At 37.9% G+C, this 25,343-nt stretch carries 25 protein-coding genes and 1 pseudogene; 17 read left to right on the plus strand and 9 right to left on the minus strand.

Features of this window, described 5'->3' with window-relative positions; translation table 11 throughout:
• Positions 1-155 precede the first annotated feature (155 nt).
• Positions 156-310, minus strand: a pseudogene (locus D8Q48_RS15050) (tyrosine-type recombinase/integrase); the annotation flags it as partial.
• 301 nt (positions 311-611) lie between these two features.
• On the opposite strand from D8Q48_RS15050, the gene D8Q48_RS15060 reads away from it, so the two are divergent.
• Positions 612-824: a zinc ribbon domain-containing protein gene (locus tag D8Q48_RS15060; protein ID WP_121057085.1), complete on the plus strand. Its 213-nt coding sequence runs from the start codon at positions 612-614 to the stop codon at positions 822-824.
• A 54-nt stretch (positions 825-878) separates the two neighbouring features.
• Here the strand turns inward: D8Q48_RS15060 and D8Q48_RS17310 are convergent, their stop codons facing one another.
• Positions 879-1,049, minus strand: a complete 171-nt coding sequence (locus D8Q48_RS17310; protein ID WP_005428285.1) for a hypothetical protein — start codon at positions 1,047-1,049, stop codon at positions 879-881.
• Positions 1,050-1,205: 156 nt separating this feature from the next.
• On the opposite strand from D8Q48_RS17310, the gene D8Q48_RS15065 reads away from it, so the two are divergent.
• A complete protein-coding gene (locus D8Q48_RS15065; RefSeq protein ID WP_005428283.1) occupies positions 1,206-1,586 on the plus strand; it encodes a TnpV protein in 381 nt (126 codons plus the stop codon).
• Between the two features lie 309 nt (positions 1,587-1,895).
• Positions 1,896-2,561 (plus strand): PBECR4 domain-containing protein, encoded by a 666-nt coding sequence (locus tag D8Q48_RS15070; protein WP_005428282.1) that lies wholly within the window; start codon positions 1,896-1,898, stop codon positions 2,559-2,561.
• Between the two features lie 411 nt (positions 2,562-2,972).
• Here the strand turns inward: D8Q48_RS15070 and mobQ are convergent, their stop codons facing one another.
• The 6 genes from mobQ to D8Q48_RS15100 form a co-directional block, all read right to left on the minus strand.
• The gene (mobQ, locus tag D8Q48_RS15075; protein ID WP_023924145.1) at positions 2,973-4,682 is read right to left on the minus strand and encodes a MobQ family relaxase; all 1,710 of its coding nucleotides are present in this window, start codon (positions 4,680-4,682) and stop codon (positions 2,973-2,975) included.
• A gap of 135 nt (positions 4,683-4,817) precedes the next feature.
• A complete protein-coding gene (locus D8Q48_RS15080) occupies positions 4,818-5,039 on the minus strand; it encodes a hypothetical protein (RefSeq protein ID WP_005428277.1) in 222 nt (73 codons plus the stop codon).
• 169 nt (positions 5,040-5,208) lie between these two features.
• A complete protein-coding gene (locus D8Q48_RS15085; RefSeq protein ID WP_005428275.1) occupies positions 5,209-6,066 on the minus strand; it encodes an ATP-binding protein in 858 nt (285 codons plus the stop codon).
• Positions 6,063-6,779, minus strand: coding sequence for a replication initiator protein A (locus D8Q48_RS15090; RefSeq protein ID WP_005428274.1), 717 nt, complete (start codon positions 6,777-6,779; stop codon positions 6,063-6,065). Before D8Q48_RS15090 ends, D8Q48_RS15085 begins: the two co-directional genes overlap by 4 nt.
• Before the next feature lie 24 nt (positions 6,780-6,803).
• Positions 6,804-7,187 carry a hypothetical protein gene (locus D8Q48_RS15095; protein WP_005428271.1) on the minus strand — a complete coding sequence of 128 codons (384 nt, stop codon included), beginning with the start codon at positions 7,185-7,187 and terminating at the stop codon, positions 6,804-6,806.
• A gap of 3 nt (positions 7,188-7,190) precedes the next feature.
• Entirely contained in the window at positions 7,191-8,108 is a 918-nt protein-coding gene (locus D8Q48_RS15100; protein WP_009245410.1) for a ParM/StbA family protein, read from the minus strand.
• A 537-nt stretch (positions 8,109-8,645) separates the two neighbouring features.
• Between D8Q48_RS15100 and D8Q48_RS15105 the strand changes: the two genes are divergently transcribed.
• The 9 genes from D8Q48_RS15105 to D8Q48_RS15145 all read left to right on the plus strand — a co-directional run bounded on the left by D8Q48_RS15105 (position 8,646) and on the right by D8Q48_RS15145 (position 18,587).
• Positions 8,646-9,401: a hypothetical protein gene (locus D8Q48_RS15105; RefSeq protein WP_005428267.1), complete on the plus strand. Its 756-nt coding sequence runs from the start codon at positions 8,646-8,648 to the stop codon at positions 9,399-9,401.
• Positions 9,394-10,287 (plus strand): hypothetical protein, encoded by an 894-nt coding sequence (locus tag D8Q48_RS15110; protein ID WP_005428264.1) that lies wholly within the window; start codon positions 9,394-9,396, stop codon positions 10,285-10,287. The genes D8Q48_RS15105 and D8Q48_RS15110 overlap by 8 nt, the downstream gene beginning before the upstream one ends.
• Positions 10,288-10,299: 12 nt before the next feature.
• Positions 10,300-10,941, plus strand: coding sequence for an ATP-binding cassette domain-containing protein (locus D8Q48_RS15115; RefSeq protein WP_009245407.1), 642 nt, complete (start codon positions 10,300-10,302; stop codon positions 10,939-10,941).
• A gap of 18 nt (positions 10,942-10,959) precedes the next feature.
• Positions 10,960-12,378: a Cys-rich peptide radical SAM maturase CcpM gene (gene ccpM / locus D8Q48_RS15120; RefSeq protein WP_009245406.1), complete on the plus strand. Its 1,419-nt coding sequence runs from the start codon at positions 10,960-10,962 to the stop codon at positions 12,376-12,378.
• 10 nt (positions 12,379-12,388) lie between these two features.
• On the plus strand, positions 12,389-13,438 hold the full coding sequence (locus tag D8Q48_RS15125) for a TIGR04066 family peptide maturation system protein (RefSeq protein WP_005428260.1): 1,050 nt from the start codon (positions 12,389-12,391) through the stop codon (positions 13,436-13,438).
• A 13-nt stretch (positions 13,439-13,451) separates the two neighbouring features.
• Positions 13,452-13,688: a hypothetical protein gene (locus tag D8Q48_RS15130; protein ID WP_005428259.1), complete on the plus strand. Its 237-nt coding sequence runs from the start codon at positions 13,452-13,454 to the stop codon at positions 13,686-13,688.
• A gap of 463 nt (positions 13,689-14,151) precedes the next feature.
• Entirely contained in the window at positions 14,152-15,672 is a 1,521-nt protein-coding gene (locus tag D8Q48_RS15135; protein WP_005428257.1) for a DUF6034 family protein, read from the plus strand.
• Between the two features lie 115 nt (positions 15,673-15,787).
• Positions 15,788-16,882 carry a S8 family serine peptidase gene (locus D8Q48_RS15140; RefSeq protein WP_009245400.1) on the plus strand — a complete coding sequence of 365 codons (1,095 nt, stop codon included), beginning with the start codon at positions 15,788-15,790 and terminating at the stop codon, positions 16,880-16,882.
• A 25-nt stretch (positions 16,883-16,907) separates the two neighbouring features.
• The gene (locus D8Q48_RS15145) at positions 16,908-18,587 is read left to right on the plus strand and encodes an ABC transporter ATP-binding protein (RefSeq protein ID WP_005428253.1); all 1,680 of its coding nucleotides are present in this window, start codon (positions 16,908-16,910) and stop codon (positions 18,585-18,587) included.
• Positions 18,588-18,923: 336 nt separating this feature from the next.
• Here D8Q48_RS15145 and D8Q48_RS15150 read toward each other — a convergent pair whose 3' ends face one another.
• Positions 18,924-21,233 (minus strand): tetratricopeptide repeat protein, encoded by a 2,310-nt coding sequence (locus D8Q48_RS15150; protein ID WP_009245399.1) that lies wholly within the window; start codon positions 21,231-21,233, stop codon positions 18,924-18,926.
• 277 nt (positions 21,234-21,510) lie between these two features.
• Between D8Q48_RS15150 and D8Q48_RS15155 the strand changes: the two genes are divergently transcribed.
• The 5 genes from D8Q48_RS15155 (at position 21,511) to D8Q48_RS15170 (ending at position 25,304) form a co-directional block, all read left to right on the plus strand.
• A complete protein-coding gene (locus D8Q48_RS15155) occupies positions 21,511-21,678 on the plus strand; it encodes a hypothetical protein (protein ID WP_009245398.1) in 168 nt (55 codons plus the stop codon).
• Positions 21,679-21,754: 76 nt separating this feature from the next.
• Positions 21,755-23,098 (plus strand): recombinase family protein, encoded by a 1,344-nt coding sequence (locus D8Q48_RS15160; RefSeq protein WP_243116321.1) that lies wholly within the window; start codon positions 21,755-21,757, stop codon positions 23,096-23,098.
• Between the two features lie 72 nt (positions 23,099-23,170).
• Positions 23,171-23,344 carry a DUF4368 domain-containing protein gene (locus D8Q48_RS17690; RefSeq protein WP_279230741.1) on the plus strand — a complete coding sequence of 58 codons (174 nt, stop codon included), beginning with the start codon at positions 23,171-23,173 and terminating at the stop codon, positions 23,342-23,344.
• Positions 23,341-24,933 (plus strand): recombinase family protein, encoded by a 1,593-nt coding sequence (locus D8Q48_RS15165; RefSeq protein ID WP_121057087.1) that lies wholly within the window; start codon positions 23,341-23,343, stop codon positions 24,931-24,933. The genes D8Q48_RS17690 and D8Q48_RS15165 overlap by 4 nt, the downstream gene beginning before the upstream one ends.
• A 92-nt stretch (positions 24,934-25,025) precedes the next feature.
• Positions 25,026-25,304: a hypothetical protein gene (locus D8Q48_RS15170; RefSeq protein WP_121057089.1), complete on the plus strand. Its 279-nt coding sequence runs from the start codon at positions 25,026-25,028 to the stop codon at positions 25,302-25,304.
• Positions 25,305-25,343 lie beyond the last annotated feature (39 nt).

Consider the following 25,343-nt stretch of genomic DNA (forward strand, 5'->3'; position numbering starts at 1 on the left):
GGCGAAAGGGACGCGACTTTGTTCACCAAGGAAAAATCGAAATTGATGTAAACGAAAGGGCAGTTTGATAAAACCGCAAGACTGCTTTTTCGTTTACAACAACTCCGATTGTTTCCTTAACAATTTGACGAAATATTTGGCTGGCTTTCCCTATTTTACAGGCATCCCAGCTTTGCAGATTCCTGCTTGACTTTTCTTGTGGAATGAGTATAGACATTCATTGTGGTACTGACATCTGAGTGTTCTATAATTCCTGCACAGTCTTTGGTGCAGCTCTGTTTGCCAGAAGGTTACTTGCGTAGGTGTGACGTTTGTATTATCCATCCCGGAAGCATTATTACTTCTGGAATTTTTCTACAATATAAAGAAAAATGCAGATTACTAACACAAGTAATAGTGAAAAACATTTTTATATTGTTTATTATAATTATAGAGAACATATGGGGCACGAGAAAAGGCAATTATAAATTGAATTCAGAGAGTGATCCAATAGAAATTCTTTATTGTTGTATTGCGATTCCTCTAGGGTTACTCATTGTAGTAGCAACATTTTGGAGTATGTTCGGAAAGAACTCAAATGAAGAAAAGAATAAAAACTAGGAGGGAAAGGTATGATTTGCAAAAATTGTTCAGCACAAATTCCGGATGGCAGTAAATTTTGTACAGTATGTGGGCATAAAATAGTGGTAGAACCATTCGTTGCTCCAAAACCACAGCAACCACCACAGACAGAGCCTACACAGGTTCCGCCACAGGCGCAGCATATGCAGACACCACCACAGACACAGCCTACACAGGTGCCGCCACATGAACCTTATAATTAAGGGAAAACATAAGAAAACACTGATATTTCCTGTGTTTTCAGGCAATTCAGTGTTTTACTCGGATTCATGTTTGGTTGTTGTTTGAGTCTTATAATACTCGGTCAGGATCATGTTAATCTGCTGGGAACGTGTACGATAGTTCGCTTTTGCATCCTTATCAATCTCAGCAACCAGTTCTTTGGACAAAGTAGTATAGACCTGAATATTGTTGGAACTGATAGCCATGTGGCACCTCCGATTCAATTTAATAGAATTATTCTATCATACTTCTTCGGGAGGGGCAATGTGAACTGAAAATTGAAGAATTATTGTTACTGTAAAATTGGAACGGTCGTAAAGAAAATCTATGAATAGAGAACGATAAGAAAGGTAGAACAGACAATGAAGAAAACAATTTTTGAAGAGATGGGCGGTACTTATATCAGACATGGGGATTATCTTATCCCTGCTCTTACCTTACCGAAGGAAGAAGAACAAAGGGTTGTCGGTGTATGGGGACAAAGACATTTGCGGTATTTGAAGGAATACCGCAGATTGCTATATCTGAATATGCTTACAAGCGGCAGGCTGAATGGTTATTTGGCTGATATAGAAGAACAGGCACAGGAACGCTTTGAAAGACTTGTAGAACAGATGAAACAGGCACAAGGCATTACAGAACAGCTAAAGGTGGAAAATGTCTTGGAATGGATAGGAAGAATGAACAATATACAAGTATGTGCGAGGGAGATTGTGGATAAAGAGATAATTTATCAAGAATGAAATGTAAGATAAATAGTGTATAAAATGTAGCAGGGCATCATAAGATAAAATTGTAATTGCATTTTCCACATAGTTCGTGTAAAATGTAATTAGAAAAGCTGTGCATCAGCGGTGGGTTGACACCTAAAATCTGATACGTTTTCCGAACGAAGGTGTCGGAGGTTGGCAGGCAACGGAAAAACCTGATATTTTCCAGACGAAGGTGCTGGAGGTTGGCAGACAACGGAAAAATCAACCATGAGAAGGGAATGTTTAGTGCTGCGGCGTGAACATTCCCTTCTCTAAATTTTATGGGATAAGGATTAAGTTATGGACAAAAGACGTGCAATTCAGATTATGACAAAAGCGGCACAACTATATAAAGAACATCTTGAGGATCAGAAGGTTTTGTTCCTATATGGCTTACCGAAAGAGGTGAATAAGCAATTACAGGAAAGTAATAAGATTTTGTCATCTGTACAGGGATATGAAGTTGTTTTCCATAGATACAATTTTTTACATTTGACAGGAGTTCGATTGAATAAAAAAGAGACAGCTTCTGCAATTCATTTTTACCAGAAATGCCTGGATAAGCGATTAACAGAAAATGATTTTGTTTTTGCAAAAGATGGCTCTACGGGGCAAAAATTGGATATATTGGAACGTATGATGCTTATTAAGAAAAACGTAACAATGATAGGAGAATTTACAGATCGAGGACCGAAATTATATACAGAAAAAGCTGCCGGGAATATATGTGGTTGTATTGGCTTCGTAAAAGATAAAAATACGAAATTAAATGTACCGAACACATTGCTGAAAAAGGACATCAGAGATGTAACAGCACAGCCTACATATAAAGTATTTGCTGTAATATCAAAACACTATACAGATGAGAAATATACAAATCTTGTGAAGATGGACAAAAGTATTGATTTGAAAGAGTGTTGTTTCTCAGAAACAATAGAAAATATGATAGATAGAGAAAATCTATAATGAAATATAAAGAAACCATGCTACTGCTTTTTGTAACAGTATCATGGTTTTATTGTTTGTCGTCTATATTTTAAGTTGATTATTACTTTACAAAATTGGCAATGTTATAATTATCATTGATTTTAGAAGAAGGGAGTATCGAGGGAAATTAGTGGAACTGGTTTTGCAAGCATAGCGTTTGGATATCCAAACGCACTTTGGGAGCCCCCCAAACCCCATTTGTTGGCTTTACAAAGTAGGAATTTTTTGCTCAAGATAAAAAGAGAGTGCGTAAGCGGAAAGAAATCAAATTATGCTTACGCACTTTGTGCCTCACTTTTGCTCGGTGGTTAGCAGTTTGTGAATTATTGGGATGAAGCAATATAACTGTTTTGAGAAAACGGGATATTTTTTATATTAGTAGTTTAAACATTATAGTTCTGTGTTGTGCGATTTTTGCCTGGATTGAACAGGATGTTTTTTTTGCAATTCCTGTTTCCTCTGATATTCAAGTTCCCAGGTACGATGAGAGAAGCTATAGGGATCTTCCATATTGAGATCATCCACTTCATGGGTTGCGATATCACGATAGTGATAGTCATAATATTCACCAAAAGTACCTTTGAGCTGCTCAATCAGTTTCTCTCGGAAAGTAGGTCGTATCTGGATTCTGGCATCCAGTAATTCTGTATATTGCTCTGGTTTAGGCCGGAGTTTTTCCTCTTGGAAAGCGACAGCATCTTTTTCAAGCTGCTCTTTGAGAGCCATATCCTGAGAATCGAGAATATCCAGATTCTTATCCATCTGGTCGTATTTTCTGGAAAGGCTCGCCATATCTTTCTCTGTGGAGCATTCAGCCTGAAACAGCAGCTGTTCTTTGGCAGATTTCAGTTCCTCGATTTCTTCTGTTACGGTTGTAAGCTGCTGGTTTAACTTTATATGCTGGAAAGGATTTAGAATACTGGTTTTACTTTTTTGCACATTTAGTTCTTTCTTTTCAGTAACTTTCGCTTTGAGCTTTTTCTTAATGGTATCATATTTATTTAGGATAGGACGAAAATGCTGCATCCAGTCATGGATCACTTCTTTTTGCATTTCATTATGAAGTAAATGATATTGTGTAAAAATCATATGATTGCGGATTGCTTCTAATGTTTCTGCAATTACCGGAATAGATTTTTCGACAGCTTGAACCAATTTTTTTATCTGTGTTTTTAATTCCCGTAGTATTCTGTTATCCGCACGAACCCGACGGTTGATTTCACACCGGTCTGCTATCATGCCTTTCTTTTCCATATTCTGGGCAATGTAGCCTTCGTGGATGGTTGGCTGTTCAGTGATTCCCTGAGCTGCAAAACTGCGGTGATCAATGGCGGCATTTATCTGATTAAGGGCAAGCATTTTATTTACGGCATCTGCCCAGTTTGCTCTCCAGAGGCAGAGCTGTTCCTCACTGTTCCATTGTTCGGAAATCGGGTTTTGTCTGCCATACCGGGTGCTTTTTGGATGTTTGTCGATACGTTCATAACCTTTCTCCTGTGCTGCCGAGGGAGTCAGATATACTTTCTTTTTCCCAGCTTTATAACGATACTGTTTTTCCCAGCCCTCTTTCTGAGCATCCTTAAATTCAGAAGCAGTAAATCCCTTTTCCTCTCCATCTTTGATGCATAGATATTCTTTTTCGGTTTTATACTGCCATGTTCCGTTTTCGTTTAATGGACGGACAGTAAGTAGAATGTGTGCATGGGGATTGTGACCATCTGTATCGTGAATGGCGAAATCGGCACACATTCCCATATCTACAAAATTCTTTTGAATAAAATTCTGAAGAAGAGAAATATTGCTGTCTTTATCCAACTCAATAGGGAGTGCGACAACAAATTCTCTTGCCAGTCGGCTGTCTTTTGTTTTTTCAGCAGCTTCTACAGCATTCCAGAGTTGCTCCCGGTTTTTCCATTTAGGCGGAGCCATAGGGGGAAGCATTACTTCCTGATAGATCAGTCCATGTTTTCGGGTGTAGTCATGCTGGATGCCATCGTAATCATTGTATATGCGGCTACAGCTCATATAAGCAGATGCAGCGACAGCAGACCGCCCGGAACCACGGCTGACGACCTTGGCTTGCATATGATAAATTGCCATATCTGGCACCTCCTTTCGATGTTGCCTGCAACAGCGGATAGCCCTCGGCAGAGCGCACGAGCCCCGTAGGGGATACCACCGCCCGATTTATCGGGTGGTGAGTAAGTGCGCCCTTCGGGAGTAGAACTTGTGTATTTACATTCCTCTTAGCCGGAGCATCAGCTCCCGCTTTAGGGTATCTAAATCCATTTCTTTAATATGTGGAGCAATGCTTTCCAGAATCGCTCCTTCTTGAATCAATCTGCGTGTTCTGGCATTACGTTCCTTTTTACGGTTTCTTGCTTCGATTTCTTCCAGTCTGTGTTTTGCCTGTAAAAGCACTTTTTCTTCTGGTGTCATAATTCTTTTATTTGCCATATCTGGCACCTCCTTTTTATGCCCGTATCCGGGCGATTTAGTTTTAAAATCTTGTGGTTTAGTACTATAGTTTTAGATAACTGACAGTGGCATGTCTCTGGTGATAAATAAGAAAAGAAAGTAGTACTACTGTCAGTGAAAAATAGTTATTGTGCGATGCTGCTTTGTTTCAACTCTGGTTTGAAGTGTGATTATCTAACAGAATTTTTTTCGTTTTTTTTAAATTAGCTGTTGCATTGTCCTGACGGATATTCCGGTTATTGATACGGATGGGAACACATCTCTCCAGAATCCGGTCATAAATTCGCTTGTGTGCGATATCAGCGGCGTTATTCAGCTCTGATAAAGTGAGATTGGTTGTTATGATCAGGGGCTTTTTACTGCGGTAACGGCTGTCAATCACATTGAATACCTGTTCCAGTGCAAAGTCAGAGTTCCGTTCAATTCCGAGGTCATCAATGATCAGAAGGCTGTAGCGGTTTAAGCTGTGGATGAACTGATTCCTGTCTTCAAAATGCATTCCGGTAAGGGTATTCAGAATCCGGGAAAAGTTGGTCATCAGTACCGGGACGCCTTTTTCCAGAAGAGCATTGGCAATGCAGCCTGCAAAGAAAGATTTTCCAGTACCGACATCGCCCCAGATGAGAAGTCCGGAAGCGTTTGCTTTCATCTCTTCCCAGTTACTTACATAATTGTGTGCAAGTTTCATTTCCGGATTGCTGCCGTTATCTTTGGCAAAGGTGTAGTCATAAAGTGATTTGTCCTGTAAGCCGCTGGTTTTGAGATGCTCTATTTCCATTTGCTTTTCATGAAGTTTTCTCTGGGCTTCCTCCTGTTCAAAGATCTCCTGCTGGCACTTACAGCGGATGGAAGGAATAAGAACCTTTCCCTGTAATTCATGCCTGCACTGTCTTGGCGTATTGCATTTGGAACAGTAGATCAGGTGATTTGTTTCGTTAAAATATTCATCAGACTGAAGCTCTCTGTTTGGTGTGATAGCTGTTGGTTTTTCTGTAAATGTTGTCATAATGTTTCGTATTCCTCACTTTCATAATTTCGTTGCCGGGAAACAGGATGATCCTGTCTTGCCCAACGGATGATGGTAGCTGCATGGTTTTGGTATTGCTTTCCGGTAGAAGCCATATAACCGGATAAGCGTTCCATATAGTCCTGCCAGTCAGGGATTGTCTGCCGGATATTTTCCAGCTCCGTCTCTGACAGAAAAACATTTTGAAATGTTCCATAGGGTGAGCGTGGCTCTTTACTCCCTCTTATTGTTAAATGGTTCTTTTTTATCTCTTTCTTATTACTGGACAGTTTTCTGTCTGTATCAGGGAAAGAATCCTGTCTGTCAATAGGACAGTTTTCTGTCTGTCTTGAGGAAAGAATTCTGTCTGTATTGCTGAGGGTTTCTTTCGGGATTTTTACATAGATCCGATTAGGGTGTCCGGGTCCCTGCCGTTTTCGGAAGATAAGCTCTTGTTTTTCCAGTACTGCCAGAGCAGTTTTCACCGTCATCTGGCTTTTGTGGAGAACTTCTGCCAGTGCTTCAATCGTAAAGTAGAGGAACACATGACCATTTGTATCTGACCAGCCCTCATTTTTCTGGGAAAGCCTTGCACGGTCGAGCAGGATCATATAAAGCATTTTGGCAGTTTCGTTTATTTCCATGTCCAGAAGAAAACGGGGAAACATCATATAAGATGGCAGGCTTGTGTCTGCTGTCAGAAAGTCCGTCATGTGTTCACCTCCAATCACAATGGTTTATTCTCCAAGAAAATCCCAGTCTATATCACGATCCGGCTGTTCTTTTTCAGGAGCTGGAAAGGGCATCCTGATGGGGGATTCCCTTTCCAACATGCCTGCAGTCAGCCCGGACAGAAAAATCGGCAATGACTGTTTCAGGCTGTGTTCTACTGCTTCTACAATCTGTTTCACAAAAAGTTCTTCCCGTTCCCTTGTTTCCAGATAGGGATCAGCCTGAGTGCGGTAGTAGCGGTCAAAATAATCGACCAGTGCAAGGGAGATTACCTGGCTGTAAGATTTAAAATTCTGTCTGTCCATCGTCTGTAAATATTCCCAGGCTCTCCGCTGCTGGTCTTTGTCCAGATTAAATCGCAGGTTTGTGTTGCGGATATGGTTCTGCATGGCTTATCCCCTCCTTTTCAGGCTCATATAAGCCAGAGATTCATAACCTTTGGCAGTGGCACAGATATCATCAAGGATGGTAACTCGTGATTTGTCATACGCTCCAAAGTTACGGATCAGGCATCCACCGCCTCCGACCACATACAGGCGCATCAGGCCAGGATTGTATTCATATTTGCGGAGCGTGGCAAAAATATCTGTGACATACTGTCTGGCAACAGCAGTAATACAATCCAGATAAGACGCTGAAATGTCAGCGGTTCCAAACCGCAGAATCTGCTCTACGGTAGATTCTTCAATCTTTACTCCGAAGTTGTCCAGAACAGCGTTTTTAGCGGCAATCATGCATTGGTTTACGCCAAACTTTTCTGTCCAGCACCGGCTTTCCTGTGCTTTCTTATTATTGATATACAGAATGTTCATGGTTCCGTTGCCGATATCTGCAAGAAGATTTGTCCCCTTGAAATCTCCAAGTCGGTTTACGATAGCCGGATATCCCTGCGGGTAAAGGCTGCATCCCACAAAACGGAGATGATACTCTTTGCTGTTAAATCGGTAATGGACTTCTGGATTCTGGAGCAGATAGGAACGGAAATCTTCTCTCTGGTTTCTGATCCATGTCAGAGGAAGCCCGGCAGCCAGATGAACGTCTGCTTCACGGATGGAAAAGACATTCAGTTCCCTTGCAATCGCCATGAGAGTTAGAAGATAATATTCTTCGTCCATAGCTTTATCTGGGATAAATTCTTTGTGTCCTTCGCCAATCCGGTAGTAAATGCCGTTATATTCCAGAATATTCCCGGTGAAGATGGGTTCTGTTTCATAGGCTTTGATTCCGGTTGGTGTGACGGTATTTGCTGTTTTCATGTTGCCGTAGCCGTGATCTACAGCAATGATTTTTGTGTTTCTGAGTTCTCGCATAAAAAACACCTCCATTTTCGTATTGATTAATTCAGCAGGCTGTACCGGTGTGGTACTGCTTTGCTGTGAGATAAGCATACGAAAGTTGGAGGAAAAAGACATTGAGGGAAAATTGAGTTGGAATTGAAAAATAGGATATAATTTTGTAAAATAGAGCAATTTCTTTAGTTTTTTATAGCCCTGCATTTTTTTGTTATAAACGTTCATTAAATGTTGACATGTTATTATATAAATGGTAAAATTGTACAATAAAATGTGGAAAGTTGGATGGAATTTATTGAATTATAATAAAACTAATCGTACTTAACTGGCGGCTTATGTATTTGTAGAACTTAGAATAATAGAAAATTTAAAATATTATCAATTTTTACAGCTGTTGCAATGCTTTCAGTAGGAACAACAGTTTTTGCAAGTCCTTAACTGTTGTTTGATAAGGAGTGTAGTTTTATACAAATAGTGATATTATTGCAAAAAACTAGGATTTTATAAAAATAAAAAAATCAAGTCTATAGCTGTTTGAAGTGAGGAGAAAAGCGTATGAGAAATGTGTTGGCAACGGACATAAAAAACAATATTCGAAGCATTCGCTTTATTTTGGGGATTTTTCTAATCGTTTCGGCTACCCTGATGTCTGAGCATGAGATGTTGCAGAAGATCATAAATGCAGGCGGATCTGCAGAAGGACCAGGCTGGTTCGTAGCATACACCTATTGTATGAACAGCGTTAATATGCTTCTGTTTGTTCCCATTGCCGTTGCTTTTGCGGGTGGAGAGAATACGGAGGCTGAGCTGCACAGTCGTTTTTTTCTGTTCAGTTATATCCGTTCAGGGAGAAAACAGTATCTCGTAGGAAAAGCAGCAGGATTGTTGGTCTCCGGAGGTTTGACAGCTTTTTTAGCCATGGTGTTCCTTCTTGTAATCTGTATACTGAGGTTCGGTCAGTATCCTTCTCTGATTGACGGAAATTATGAGATGGCAGTGCTTGTGGGCAGAACGGCGGTAAGCTTTCTGAGATTGTTTTTAAATGGCGCTTTTTGGGCGCTAATTGGCGGTACGTCGGCTGTCATAACAAAAAATCGCTATATGTCCTATGCCGTTCCTTTTATTCTTTATTATGTCCTGACCGTATTTCAGGAGCGTTACTATCAAAAAGCATTCTTTCTGAGTCCCCGCTATTGGGCGGCGTCTATTTACTACAATGATATCTTCTGCATTGCTATATTAGCGGTTGGAAGTTTTTTAACGGCACTGATCTTTATGTGCGCAATAGAAAGAAGGTTGCGGTATGCGTGATATTAAACAGGCTTTTTGGATTGCAGGCCAGAATTTCTATGGATGGAAAAAAAGTCCGAGGATCTGGATGACCTTTATTTTGGCAGCTATATTATGTCTGATGCTGTCGGATCAGATTATTTCCCATGCGATAAAATATGAGACAATCCTTCAGGTATTCGAGCCGTTTATTTGGACATATGGGGATGCATCCTCTGTTATGCTGTCCTCCCTGCTTTTAATCCTGCTCTTTGCGGACATGCCATTTATCAGTCAGGCAACTCCGTATTGGCTTGTACGCACAAAACGGAAGATATGGCTTGCGGGTCAGATTATCTATGTGATCCTGGCGACTGTGATCTATAATATTTTTTTGGCTGTGATGCTTGGAATTATGGGAGCTCCCTTTTCCTTTACGGGAAATGTGTGGAGCGAAACAGCGGCAATGTTGGGCTATGGCGGTGGGGAGAGCATAACCGTTCCTGTTTCCATAAAAACAATGGAAAGCTCAACTCCTTATATGTGCGCAGCAATAGTGTTTGGACTTGTACTTTTATATACTCTTTTTATCGCAGTTCTCATGTTGTTTTTAAATCTGGCTGCGGGAAATATGGCAGGGGTGATCGGTGCTTTTGCAGTCAGTCTGTATGGGCTCCTGCTGAACCCAGATGTTTTCCGGAAACTGTTTCATTTTACAGAAAGTCAGGAATATAGGGCGAACGTGTTCTGCGGCTGGCTGTCTCCGTTGAACCAAGCTACCTTTCCCATGCACAGCTTTGGTTATGATTACCTGCCAGGGATCGGGATGAGCATGTTCATATTTGCAATATTAATCATAGCGCTGATCGGCTTGTCAGCCGTCCGAATTAAGGGCTATAATTTCTCTTTTACGCAGACAAACGAATAAATGGAGGGCAAAATGGAATATGCAATCAGGTTGAAGGGACTGACAAAATCCTTTCAAAAAGAAAAAGTATTAAAGAACATTACCCATGATTTTGAAAAAGGGAAGATTCATGGGATTATGGGGTTTAACGGTTCAGGGAAAACCGTAATGTTTAAATGCATCTGTGGATTTTTACAACCTGAGAGCGGCACAGTGCTCGTAGGGGGAAAACAGATCGGAAAGGAGCTGGACTTTCCAGATTCCGTAGGCATTATCATTGAAAACCCTGGCTTCTTTCTGGATCTCAGCGGTTTTGCGAATTTAAAGAGACTGGCGTCTCTGAAACACCGTATTTCCGATGACGATGTGAGGGCGACGATGCGTGCCCTAGGGCTTGATCCTCTGTCTAAAAAGAAGGTAGGACAGTATTCTCTTGGAATGCGTGAACGTCTTGGTATCGCACAGGCAATCATGGAAGATCCGGAGCTTTTGATATTGGACGAGCCTTTTAATGGTCTGGACAAGCAGGGGGCAGGAGAGGTCTGCGAGCTTTTGCGGGGATTAAAGGAACGAGGGAAGACTATTCTTATCGCAGCACATAACATGCTGGAGATCGAATGGCTCTGCGATACGATCTGTGAGATGGATGCAGGTGTCCTGACGCAGATAAAATAAAAATACGGGGGAAAGAATATGGGAAAGGTATTAATTAAATGCATTCAAACACCAATGCAGAAATATTTTTATGATCGTTCTTTGGATTCTGTAGTTATGGTGAATGATGAAGAATATCAGATATTAAAAACTGTGGAAAAGACAAAATTGGTTCCTGATGGAGTGTTAAGACGGTTTGTGAAAAGCGGATTATTGCGTGAGACTGCGATAGAAGAAATTGAGCATCCTGAGACAGAAAACTTACATTTGTTGGCAGAACATTATATGGGCAATCTGATTTTGCAGGTAACTCAGCAGTGTAATTTGAGATGCAAATATTGTGCATATTCTGGAAACTACTATAATCGTTCCCATACGTCAAATAGGATGGATTTCGAGACAGCCAAAAAAGCAATAGACTTTTATTTGAAAAGAAGCGAAAAAGCGGATCAACTTGCATTATCATTTTATGGGGGTGAGCCTCTTCTGGAATTTGAATTGATTAAGAAATGTGTTTCCTATATTTTACAACGTAAAGGGGATAAAAAAATTCTTTTTACTATGACGACTAATGGGACTTTAATGACAGAAGATGTCATAGAATTTTTGGTAAAATATGAGTTTAATCTTATGATTAGCCTTGATGGTGATAAGAAAAGTCACGATATAAATCGAAGATTTAAAACAGGAAAAGGTTCATTTGACATTATTTTAGAAAATTTGAGTAGACTGAAAGCTTACAATGAAGAGTACTATTCAAAAGTTTTGTTTAATTGTGTTATTAGTTCTTCATCAGATCTTGAAAATATATATCGATTTTATTCGGAAGAAGAGCTGTTTGAAGCAGGGACAGTGAATTTCAATTATGTAAATCCAGTTGGTTTAAAAGATGAGACATTGTCGCGCATAACACAAAAAAATTTCAGAGTACATCGACTAGCATATATAAAGATGATTTTATCTGTATTAGAGAAGCGAAAATGGGATGCACAAAGTCGATTGTTGCGAAGAGAACTGCAAGATATTGAGTTATTATATGAACAGCTACATAGTCATGTTGCTGAAGGCAAAAAAACACATCATGGTGGTCCATGCATTCCTGCAGTTAGAAGACTATTTGTGGATACAAAAGGTGAATTTTTTCCATGTGAAAGAGTTTCGGAAGAAGATTCAGAAATGTGCATCGGAAGTTTGGATTCGGGATTTGATTTTGATAAAATGAGTTTCCTACTTAACCATGGTAAGATGATTAAAGAAAAATGTTTAGGATGTTGGAATTTGAGAATGTGTGCATATTGTTTGGCGCAAATTCCAAAAGATAATCAGATATTAACAGAAAATATGTTGCTACAGCAATGTGAAAACTCAAAAGAAAGTACACTTTTATTGCTATATAAATTGTGTATACTTGTTGAGTTTGGATATAAAGGAAATGAAAATTTGCAAGTATTAAAATAAAGGAGTGCATATGGAAAAATTAGTTGTGTTTCCATTAAATAATGACACAGAAATACTTATCAAGGGATTGAAAGAAAACAAATTATATCAGGTGGTTGCGGTATCCAGCTATATAGAAGATAGGAGTAGGCTTGAACTATTACAAAAGAAGAGTTCGATATATTGTAGTACAGAATTTGAAGAATGTCTTACTCGAGCTGATGCTATTGTTTTTTCAGAAAATACAATGGGATATAGTTATGACGGATACCAAAAAAGAGTGCAAATGGCATTAGACTCAGGGAAAAAGATTTATGCTGGTTTAGCACTGCTAGATAAGATTCAAATTGACAGAGATAAAGTATGTATATTACAGGAAAGTGAATTGTCAGATGAAGTTGTTTCGCCAAATAAAAAAGAAATAGATATTCCGGTAATATCAGTCATGGGATTGGGCGAAAATTGCGATAAATTCCAATTGCAAGTGAAGATTAAAAAGGTGATTGAAAAACAGGGGTATCGTGTACTGGCACTTTGCTCTAACGTTCTCGGTGGATTTTTAGGAATGGAAAATCTTCCTGGCTTTCTATATTCAAAATTCATGTCTTATCCAGAAAAGATTATTGCTTTAAATCATTGGATACATACAAAAGTAAAACAACAGGAGTACGATGTGATTCTTGTGGGTTGCCCTGGTGGTGTTTCGGAATTTGAAAAATATGAAACAAATTATTTTGGCGAGTTACCTCTGATTATTTCAAACGCATTGGATGTAGATATAGGCTTTTTGGCTTTGTATAGGTATACTGATTTGAATTATACTGTATTAAAAAATATAAGCGATTTTGTTCTAAGAAAATATAATACACCAGTGAAAGAATATATTCTTTCACGACAATTTTATAAGGCGGATCATGAATGGAAAAAGATACGGTATTATACCATGGAGGATATGAATGAAAAACCAGCGATACCTGAAAATTCTGAATATCAAGTCCTTGATATATTTGATGATACTAAAATTGAAAAAGAAATTTTGAAAATTTTGGAAGAACTTGCAAATAATATTTTTGTAATATAAGTGAGGAGATAGGATGGAAGAGCTAATTAAAAATGTGATATTGAAATACACAATGATAAAAGTAGAAAATTCAGAACAGAATCTATTGGATTTGCCTGTAGTAGAAGAGTGCTGGATATATGTGATAATGGAATTAGAGAATACATATAATTTGCCGATTATAAAATTGCTGGATGATATAAAAGTGGATGAGTTTAATTTGCAAACAATATGCGATAAATTAAATCACATACGAAAAGTAGCATTTTGAATTAGTTTATTCTATATCCGGAAATTATAATATGAAATATCATATATCTGTTTCTCTTGGCACCAATGAAGCGGAAATATTGATATTATTTTAACAGAAAGGAGGAGAACCGTATGAAGAAACTCAACAAAAATATGAAGAAAAACAGGAACACGATTGAGTCTTTTGGGTGCGTTTGTGGATGTGGTTGCCCATGTTCATATTGTGCTGCGACTTGGTTATCTCAGCATAATGCGGATGCTTCAAGAGTGGTTATTAGTAATGACAATAGCGTAATGTACTAACAAGTTATAGTTACTAGTACATAGAACAGACTGCCTTATACATTAAAATAAATAAGGTAGTCTGTTTCTAAAAAATATACGAAAACGTTAATAGTGTCAGGAAGGTATTTATAAGTTAAAGAGTTTATAATTGAAGTTTCGTGAAAAAGCGACAATTCTATAAGATATATGGAGAAAAAATGAAAAAAAGTGTTCTAGCAATTATGGTAGGTGCGTTGTGTATTATTCTTTCCAGCTGTCAGGAAACACCAGAGGAGAGTTCGGTAGTCAGCAAAGTGGATGGGATTAGCGAGGCGGCTGTCTGTGAACCTCTTAAAAAAGGAGAAAAGAGAGAGACAAATGTTCCAACGCATTGGAAATTTGAAGAAAAGAAAAGCAACGACCGTGTGGTTATCCAGGCAGATATTAAGTTGGGCGAACAAAGCATTGGCAATCTTCCAGTCATAGAGATGCAAAATCACGAGTTAACGCAGGAAGAACTGAATGGATTGATTGATTATTTTACGGACGGTGAGGAACTATATATGCCACAGATGGTGACAAAGGATGCGTATCAGGAAGTGTTAGACAGGATTTCCAGCAAGGAAGGAAGTTACTTGCAATCAGCATATTCTACATCGATTGCAGGGATTCAAAACGCAACCCGAGAGGGGATGGAGCTTGCACCGGATGAAGCGTCTGCACCGGAAAAGATGGAGATAAAATTTCAAAAAAAAACAGAGGATCACGGTGTGGAAGCGGCACGGAGTTGGATGAGTACTGAATTGGAAAACACAGATACAGAGGATTATTTTACTGCAGATGTGGGCGAGGACAGGAAGGCATATATAGAAGCAGAGCGGTATAATCAGGAAATTGACAATGACAGTAGTTTTCTCTGGATGGAGGGTTCTAATTTTATAGAAGAAGAAACAATAGAAACTGAGGAAATGCAGAGTGAGTATTACAGTAGCTTTGGCATGGATACCAACGGCTATACAGAGAAATTTCATGAACTGGCAGATGCGTATCGAAAGTGCATGGACAAGATCACCTTTACAGAGGAAGATGGAAAGGAACAGGCAGAACAAGTTTTAGAGGATTTAGGTATCGATGGAATGGGCCTTGTAGATTCTGATCGTACCGTGTGGTTCCCGAATGGCGCATGTTCAGAGCGCAATGGTCTGGGACTTGGTAGTGATGCTTTGTGGCAGGGAGATCTGGATAGAGGATTACCGGGATATCTGTATTGTTTTTCGAAAAGTGTAGAGGGTATTACTTCAGTTCCTGATGGCGTGGTTGCGGAAGAAACAGTGGATAGTTATGTGCCTCCGTTCCAGGTAGAAACAATCTCTATTCTGATAACAGAGGAAGGAATTAAATATTTTAAATGGGATGGGATATCGGAAGAAGTCTGTACGGTGACGGAAAATACAAAGCTTCTGCCTTTTGAAAAAATACAGGCAAAGCTGACAGATCAGATTTTTTATTGGTATTCCGGAAAAGGCCAGTCTGCCAACGACACTACCGCACTGGAGTATGATGTGGTAAACGCAAAATTGCAGTATACTTATACCACAGCCTATCAGGAGCCGAAACACGCATGGTTGGTTCCAGCATGGATTTTTACTGTCAGGGAAAGTATTGGTGGAAATTCTCTACAGGAGCTTTCTTATGTGATCAATGCTTATGATGGCAGTGTGATTGGAGAAGCATATTAGGGTTCAGCGACACTTGAATTTTTATTGACCATAGAATTACAAGGTTTATCATGAGAATAATAAATATGCGATATTTGGCTTGGATATATAACAGGTAAGAATAGGAATAGTGCAAATGATTAAGCTCGCATTGATTGATAACGGTATACCTTATCATATGAGAAATAACAGGAATCAAAGGATTGTTCATAAATCTTTTTTGGCTTCTAAATGCGATCCAAGTGAGTATAAAGACGATAAATCATTCCATGGCGCTGTATGCGTCGGAATTATCACAAGCATATGTAGTGATATAGAATTATGGGACTTGAATGTGACTGACTCTGCAGGAACAACACAGATCACAGTTTTGCTGGAAGCTTTGGAATGGTGTATTCAAAATAAAATAAAGTTAATTCACATGAGTCTTGGAACAATCAATTATTTTGATATTAAACCCTTATGGATTCAAATAAAAAGATTACTTGATGCTGATGCGATTATAGTAGCAGCATATCATAACAGAAATATAAAGACTTATCCAGCTGCATATCCAGGTGTTTTTGGTGTCAGGCAGGATCGTTATGGTCTTTTGGGAAATGGTCAAATTCTGTTTCAAGAACAAAAAGGTTATAATATTGAGAATTCTATTATAGCAAATTTTTCGTGGAATGGGATCGTAAATCAAGCCAATAGTTATGCGGCTCCTGTTGTCACTGGACATATTGCTACATATTTAAACAGAAAGCCCACAGCAGGATTTGATGATGTTATGGACTTTTTGATGACTATAGCAACGCATAAATCTGATTATCCGGATATACTAGAAAATGTAATAAGGGATAAAACCAATATAGAGATACCGGTAATTGCCGGTATTGATTTAGATTACGAGGAAATGATACAGCTAAAAGTGATGTTTAGTCAGAACGGTTATTACGCAATAAATCTGCAGAAAAATCCTTTAGATGAAAATGTAATTCCTTTAGAATATTATGACGATTCCAATGAGTCATTGAACGATATCCTTTATACAGTATATATAGCTTATGAACCTGATATTATTCTTTTGAATCAAGAGGAAGAAATATTTGAAAGTAGTAAGGCATCAGATATAGATATGTATATTGTGCGTAAAAATAATATGTATGAATTGTATGCAGAAGATCGAATAGGAATAACTTACAATATAGAGGATATATATGAGCTTGTTTGTCAATATTTTGCTTAACGAATAGTGAGGATGGCAATTGGATATGAGAGAAAATGGGAAAACATGGTATCGAATTTGTAAAATGTTGTGTGAATATAAAAAGTATTTTCCAGGGATTATCTGTTGCCTTTTGGGTTCATCATTCATAACGTTTATACACCCACTGCTTATAAGACAAATAACAGATTGTGGTATATTGCAGAAAAACATGAAATACATTCTTTTATTTTCTGTTATATTAATAATAATTTCTTTAACCCAGCAAGAGTTAAATATAATCCAAACAAAATTATTTTCAAATGTACATAATCAGTTTACACATTCTCTCTATAAAAAGACTTACTGGAAAATCAATAGGATGAAAATACAGTATTTTGCTGAAAGAGGAAGTGCAGAGATTATAAATACAATTGGTATGGATATTGATAATGTGTCATCTGTTGTGGATCAGATTACTCAGTTTTCTATATCATCAATTCTCCAAATAATAGGAGGAGTAGTTGGGCTGTCCTTATTAGACTGGAAATTAGCAATATTGATAGAAGCAATTATTCCACTGAAATTTATAATAGTGTCCTATTGTGCAAACAAGAAACGGGAAGTGTTTGAACAGTGGATTGAGGATAAACGAAAGTTTATGAGTTGGTTTGCCGAGTGTATAAATGGAATTCATGAAATGAAGCTCTGGAATCTGTTTCAGGTAAAAAAATCTCAATTTGAAGGTCTGCAAAAAGATTTGATGGATTCATATAAAAAGAACGCAATGCTAGATGAATATAGTACTGTCAGTGTTGTAGTAATAGACACGGTTGTAAATGCGTTATTATATATATTAAGTGGGCTTTTTATAATAAAAGGAGAATTCACTATAGGCGGAGCATTTGCTTTTATTACATATAGTGCATATGTTGTAAATCCAATTTCAGCATTGATAAACATTAAATATTATTTTGCGCAAATTGAGCCATCGGCAAAACGTCTTTTTGAGTTATGGGGACAACCGGAAGAATTGGAAATGAAATTATGTGAAATGAAACCTGAGAAAATTTATCAAGATAGGGATATGGTTTTTGAAGTAAAAAATCTTGTCTTTGGTTATGAACCAGGACACCCTATTTTAAATGGTATTTCACTATGTGTAAAAAAAGGGGAACGAATTGCGATCGTAGGAGAAAATGGAAGTGGCAAATCAACACTTTTGAACCTTTTGGCGGGATTCTACCGGCCACAAAAAGGAATAATAAAATTGTATGGAGCTCCTGTGGAATTGATGGATATACAAGATATGAGAAATAGAATTGCGGTTATAAGCCAAAGACCATATCTATTCCAAGGGACTATAGAGGAGAATGTTAATATCGATGGAAAGGCGTCAAGAGATGCAGTTGTTGAAGCATGTAGAAAAAGTGGTGCTTTAGGTTTTATTGAAAAATTGGATCATGGATTTGGACAAAAAATTGGACAAGATGGTGCAAAACTTTCTGGAGGAGAAAGACAAAAGATAGCTGTAGCTAGGGCTCTGCTGAAAAATGCAGACATTTTACTTATGGATGAGGCTACAGAAGGATTTGATGTTGAATCAAATGAAGCTTTACGTGAGTTATTACATAGTGAATTAAAAAATAAGACTATCGTTTTTATTACGCATAAGTATAAAGAACTGGAAAGTGTTGATAAAGTATATCGCCTTTCAAAAGGAATTTTAGAATTGGTGCGGAGTTAGAGATATAAATTTCTAATAGAACTGAGCCACTATGCATTTGACATATTGTATCAAACAGTAGGTTGATGACGAGATGATTGTAATGTATCGCAGATTGAACAAGCAGAGGAGCATATTTACAAGTTCTCAGGCATTGATGAAGGCAATATACCTAGACTATAAAAAATTTGAGATAGGAGGAGCGAAAAGTGTCAAAAAAAGAAAAGTGATCCTTATGTAAACGCTCCATGTCTAAGAAAAAATGGAAATGGACAAGCGCCTAGTCTTGGAGTGTATCTCAAAACTAGGCGTTTACATTATTGAGGCAATATATTTTACAAGTGTTTGTAGGAACCGTTAGTGCTTGGTGAGAAGAATACTTTTTGCCAGAGCAATTCCAGCTTGTGGATACAATTCTTGAATTGCTTGATATTTTTCTTCAATCAATTCGGGTTCGTCTGCCCATATATCCTCATAAATTTTCAAGGCTTTTTTAAAATGGGTTTTCGCTTGCGAAATATTTGCAGTGATCAGGCAGATACTTCCAAGGGATTCCTGTACCTGGGCATAATCCAAACAGTGGTTTGAATTATATTCTTTGATAATCTGTGCTAATTTCTGAAGAGCAGACAGGGCAAGGTCAGGTTCTTGTATTTCAATTAAGAGGACAGCATAATTATTAATCTGAGGAATACTGTCATTAGTATAAAGAAGCTGGTATTGTTGTAAAAGAGAGATACCCATTTTCATGTGCCTTTTAGCGAGATCAAGTTGTCCGTTGATTCGGTAAAGCCCTCCAAGATTGGAATGGAGGTTGGAAACCAGGTGGGCATTTTCTTTTGTGGTTTCTTTTATTTGAGCAAGTGCTTCTTTTTCTAATTTTATCGCTTTTTCTGTTTTGGGTTCCAGAGTTGCCTGATAATCCAATAGTAAGGCACGGTCAGAGGCAGTCCCGTAAGTATTTGCTTTTATAAAATGCTGTAGTTCCTGGATGATTTTTTTCATACCCTTTTGATAGTGGTACTTCTCCATATATGGAAAAACATCTTCTAAAAATAACAGGTATTGGGGAATATCGTCCTTTTCAATGAAAAGCATGATGTTTTCTACTGTTTGAAATAATTTTTTATAATAGCTAACTTCAATGCCATGCATCAAACATATTTTTTGCAGAGAATCCAATAACGTGTGGCAGCTTGTAACAGAAGGTGCGGTCTCGGAAACTGCAATTTCCTGAATCATTGGATGCAGAGAAATAGTATGCCGGAGACTTGACTGTACAAAACCTGTCTCGATCAGATCATTCACGTCATTTAAAGTAGGCAGCTCCAGCCATTTGGAAAATATACGGGCAGAAATACCAGATGAAGGCATAAAACACATATTGCACATAATATCCTGCTGTTTCCGTGATAAGGAGTATAACGAAAACAGGGTATGGATATGGTTGTAATAGGTGGCTTTTTTGCTCTGACCATCTTTCATTACTTTAATCTTATCTTCATTATGAAGAGAAGCCTTTTCCTCTTGAAGTTTTATCAATAATTGCTCTGGAGTTAAAATTCCATTTTCCAGAAGTTTGGCTGCCAGTTCGACAGCAAAAGTATGGTAGTGTACAGTTTCTATGATTTTTTCTACGATTGCCCGGTTTTCCTCTGCTTCTGAATAAAATACAGATGTCAGTTGAAAAAGAGTGGGTATATCTTTCAGTTCTTTTAATTGAAAACTACAGTATTCAGACAGTTGGCTTCTGGTTGTAAATAAAACCCGGCAACGGTATTTTAATACGACTGACAGGCAACTGTCCTGTGTGGATGTGACATTAAAATTGTCTATGATCAGCAGTGTATCAGATTTCAAAGAGCGTAAGAAACGGTTATGTCTTTGAAAACGTTCCTGCTCACTGATTTCTGGTGGATCATCAATAAAATCCATGTCTACAATATCTTGATATAGATTACCGGTGTATTCCATATAGAGAATATTGGTGTACTGTTTTCTGTATTGCTTTGCATAGGCTTTAGCAAGCTCGCTTTTTCCAATTCCGGCAATTCCATAAAGAAATATATGTCGGTTCTCTTCAAACAAAGTATGGAGTTCATCCAGTTCTTCTTCTCTTCCTAGAAAATGACGGCATGGTTTTGGGACTTCGCTGTCCATAATGTAATCCAGAACAATCGGAGATAGAACACCTCCTGCAATCAGTTTTTGATTTCTTGTATCACGTTTAATAAATTGCCGTTCCATACCAAAAGAAAGTACTTTTGCTAAAAACAACAGCCTTGAATCAGAAGGTTTATATAGAGATACAAGTTCCTGCTTTTTTGTATCCGAAATCGTATCGTCCTGTATGAATAACGTGTAAATGTCCTGTATAACCATGTTGCAGTCTGCCATTAAGGGAAGTAAGTTCCGCTGAATGGTTGTTGCCAGTTTTTTCTGATTGCTGGGTTTTGCATAATATGAGGTTATTTTGGGACTGATTTTTGCTTGTCCGGTTATCCAGCGGCAAATTAGACCATTATCCATAGAAAAATCTTCATTTATCGGATCATTCATAAAATCTTCAAATAATTCGTATAAAAAATCAGGTTGGTTCATCTGATTGCTTTCACTGATTTGATTTTTTAGGCATGTGCTAATAGAAGAAAAATCACATCGTTCCAACAGAAATCCCTCCTTTGGTTTTCGTGTTTTATATTCTTAAAGTCTTTTTATTATAACACGAACAAATGTTCCGGACAATAGGAATTGATACTGTATAGGAAGAAAATGAATCTTAAAAACTCAATCTGCGGTCAATTTCAATTCAATGTGATTGGTGCAGAATAATTTTAGAATGTAATCAGGCTTTCGAAAGCCGAATTCAATTCATACAGAACTTTTGTACAATCCTGCCGGCATAGGATGTAGAGAGAACTGTATGCTGAAGGAGGCATATAGCATGAATACGTTATTTGATTCTGTAGAAGTTCTGGATACAAAAAAAGAAATCCAAAAAGAGAATGTAAGCTATGAACATGCAGGATATCAGATTCGAGTGCATTTTAATGGGGAAAAGACATTGATCCAGTGCATTCAGAATCTTACTGAACGAAAAATTGCAGGTTGATTTTCTTAAGTTCTTGTTGTAAAATAAAGACAATTAAAGACAATGACTACGCAAGACCGATGAAAAGAGGGATAGAATGTATCAGGCAGGAATTTATTGCCGAATTTCCATTGAAGAGCAAAATAAAGAGGGTGAATACAGCAATAGTATTCACTCTCAGATTCAGATGGCAAGAGATTATATTGCAGAGAATAAAGATATTGCAGAGAAAAAAGTTTATGTAGACGATGGGGCTTCTGGAAGTAATTTTGAAAGAACTGAATTTCGGAGGATGCTGGCAGATATTGAGCTTGGTGTTATCAATATGGTGATTTTTAAGGACGTATCTCGACTTGGAAGAGAACATATTGATACCAACTATTATCTAGGCAAATATTTCCCGGAGAAACAGATTCGGATTGTTTCGATTCTGGATAATTATGATTCAGCCGTTGGAACTTATGATGAAATGTTAGAAATAAAAACTTTGCTGAATGATATGTATTTGAGAGATACATCCAGAAAGATTAAGACAACGATTCAGACCAAAAGAAGTATGGGCGAATATACTCCGAAACAGCCCCCCTTTGGATATGTGAAAAGTAAAACAATTCATAATCATCTGGAAATTGATCCTTATGCAGCCGAGGTTGTTCGAAGAATTTACAGAATGTATCAAAATGGATTTGGCTGTACGGTTATTTGCAGGACTTTGAATGAAGATGAAATCCCTTGTCCCGCAAAATATAAAAAGGAAGTTTTAAAAACCAATTATGTATGGGATTCGGGAAAAGGTCTGTGGACATCGTCTACTGTAAGTGGAATTTTAAAGAATCCGGTCTATACTGGGGCGGTTGTGATTCGGAAACATGAAAGACCGTCTTATAAGCTGAAATACAAAAAGGCAATTCCCCTGGAAGAAATGGAGCTGGTGCCGGATGCACATGAGGCAATCATTTCTAAAGAAGAGTTTGATAGGGTTCAGCAAATAAGAAAGGGGCGCAGAGTTTCCTATTTTGATAAAAACAATGAACCACATAAATATGTGGGACTGCTCTTTTGTGGGAAATGTAAAACAGCCATGCGAAAACGTTATCTGGCATCTCATAAAGACTATGACGGATATATGTGTGGTTTTCATCAGAAGCAGGGGCAGAATTACTGTGAGCTGAATCATATTACATTTGAAAAGCTGGATGAACTGGTTGTATTTGCAATCAACCAGCAATTGAAACAGATGAAGATGGATATGAAGAATCTGGAAACTCAGATCAGACAGAAACAGCCGGAACTGGATGGTAAAATTGCAAAATTGCAGGCAAAAATAGAAAGAAATCTGGAATACCGGAAACGAGCATATGAACAGTTTATGGATGAAGTACTTTCCAAAGAGGAATATCTGGAATTAAAACAGATGTATGAAACAGAGAATCAGAAATAGCAAAAAGAATTATCAGAACTGAACCATGAAGAGCAAAGGCAGCGGGCGGCGGTCAATGAAACAAAGATATGGTTGGAGCACTTTAATCGCAGAAGAATAACGGTAAAGCAGCTTACCAGAGAAGCGCTTGTGGAGTTAGTTGATAAAATTTATGTATATCCAGAGCAGAAAATAGATATATATTTTAAGTTTGCTTCAGTAGAGAGTTCACCAGATAGAATACTTGAGAAAGATGGGGTGATATGATGTATCAGATGGGTGTATATTGTCGTCTGTCGAAGGATGATGGAGAGAATAAAGTTAGTGAGAGTATTGAAAATCAGATGAAACTGATTCGTGAGTATGTGACTAAATCAGAGGATCTGGAAATCGCAGATATTTATATTGATGACGGTTATTCGGGGCTTTATTTTGCGAATAGACCGGAATTTCAGCGGATGATGGAGGATATCTACAAAGGGAAAATTCAAGGCGTTATTACGAAAGATATTTCCCGGCTTGGGCGTGAACATATTGAAACCAGTAACTATATTGAGCGTGTTTTTCCATCTTTGGGTGTGCGTTATATTGCAATTTTGGATGGCGTGGATTCTGTTCATCACAGTAATGAAGAATTGGCACAGTTTAAGACGTTGTTTAATGATATGTATAGTCGTGATATATCTAAGAAAATCAGAGGTGCATTGACCGCCCAGAAGAAACGGGGACAGTTTATGTCTGGGTTTGCCCCATATGGATATGTAAAAGATCCGGCAGATAAGCATCATTTTCTTGTAGATGAAGAAGCAGCTAAAGTGGTACGGAGAATCTTTTATATGAGTTTGGAAGGATATTCCAGGGATGGTATTGCAAAGAAACTGAATCAGGAAGGAATTCTGACACCGTCAGAGTATAAGAGAAAGGTGCAGGAATTGAAATATGCCAATGCATTAGAAAAAGCGGGTGCAAAGGGCTGGGCATATCCTACGATCAATGTAATTTTGCGAAACAGAGTTTATACAGGGGCTATGGTACAGCATAAATCAGAAAAGATATCCTATAAAGTGGAAAAGTATCAATATATTCCAGAGGAACAGCAGTATATTGTGGAAGGAATGCACGAAGCAATTATTAGCAAAGATACTTTTGAGCAGGTACAGGAACTTATGAAGAAAAGAACACGGACACCGGGATTTAATAGCGAAGTGAGAAAGGTAAATCCATACGCAGGAATTATTGTTTGTGGAGATTGCGGATATAATTTCCAGAGGGTTACTTGTCGGGACGGTTATGAGTGCGGTACCTATCACAAAAAAGGAAACACAGTTTGTTATTCTCATTTCATTAAAAAAGAAGTATTGGATTCTATTGTAAAAAATGAAATCCAAAGACAAGCGGAACTGGCACTGAAAGAAAGTGATAAGGATGAAATATTAAAAGTAGCAGATAGGAAGAAGGAGGTGCAGAGACGATGTGCAGAAGCAGACCAGCAGATTGAACGGTTACAAAAAGAACTTGCGGCTGTCCAAAAGTATAAAAAGAAAACTTACGAAAATTATGTAGATGGTGTTCTGGATAAAGAAGAATATCTCTCCTATAAGGCAGAATATGAAAAGCAGGATAAAGATATCAGGGCGAAGATTCAGTTGGCAGAACAAGAGAAAGACAGCTTTGGAGAGGCAGAAGAATCTTATGAAAACTGGATAGAGAAATTTATCAAGTATGGAACATTATCCGAAGTGACAAGAGAAATTGTGACAGAATTGATTGAAAAAATTGTTGTGAATGGAGATAAGAGCATTGATATTGTATTTAAGTATCAGTCGCCTTATCCGGTAGAAAAACAGGCAGTGTAAAGACTGCAAATTTTTTTACAGTAATTTTCCCCTAGTTATAATGAACACAGGCACCATATACGCAGATTCCACCACAGGTACAGCAGGGGCAGGTGCCACCATATAATCTTAATGATGCACAACAACAGACTGTGAGTAAGAATCCTGCACTTGATGCACCGTTGACAGTGCTTGATTTTTTCCTGATGTCACTGTTGTCATTTGTTCCTATAATTGGATTTATTTTCTTACTTATATGGGCATTTTCTGGAAATACAAATATTAATCGAAAGAATTATGCCAGAGCAGCACTTATCTGGATACTCGTAAGTATTGGATTAGTGATTTTGCTGAGCATCATAGGAGGCGGAATTTTAAATAGCATGATGTAGGGAATAATGATAAAAAATACGTGTAAAAATAAAGAAATT

Origin of the sequence: Ruminococcus sp. B05, from assembly GCF_003628495.1 — a bacterium.
Taxonomy (GTDB): Bacteria; Bacillota; Clostridia; order Lachnospirales; family Lachnospiraceae; genus Schaedlerella; species Schaedlerella hominis.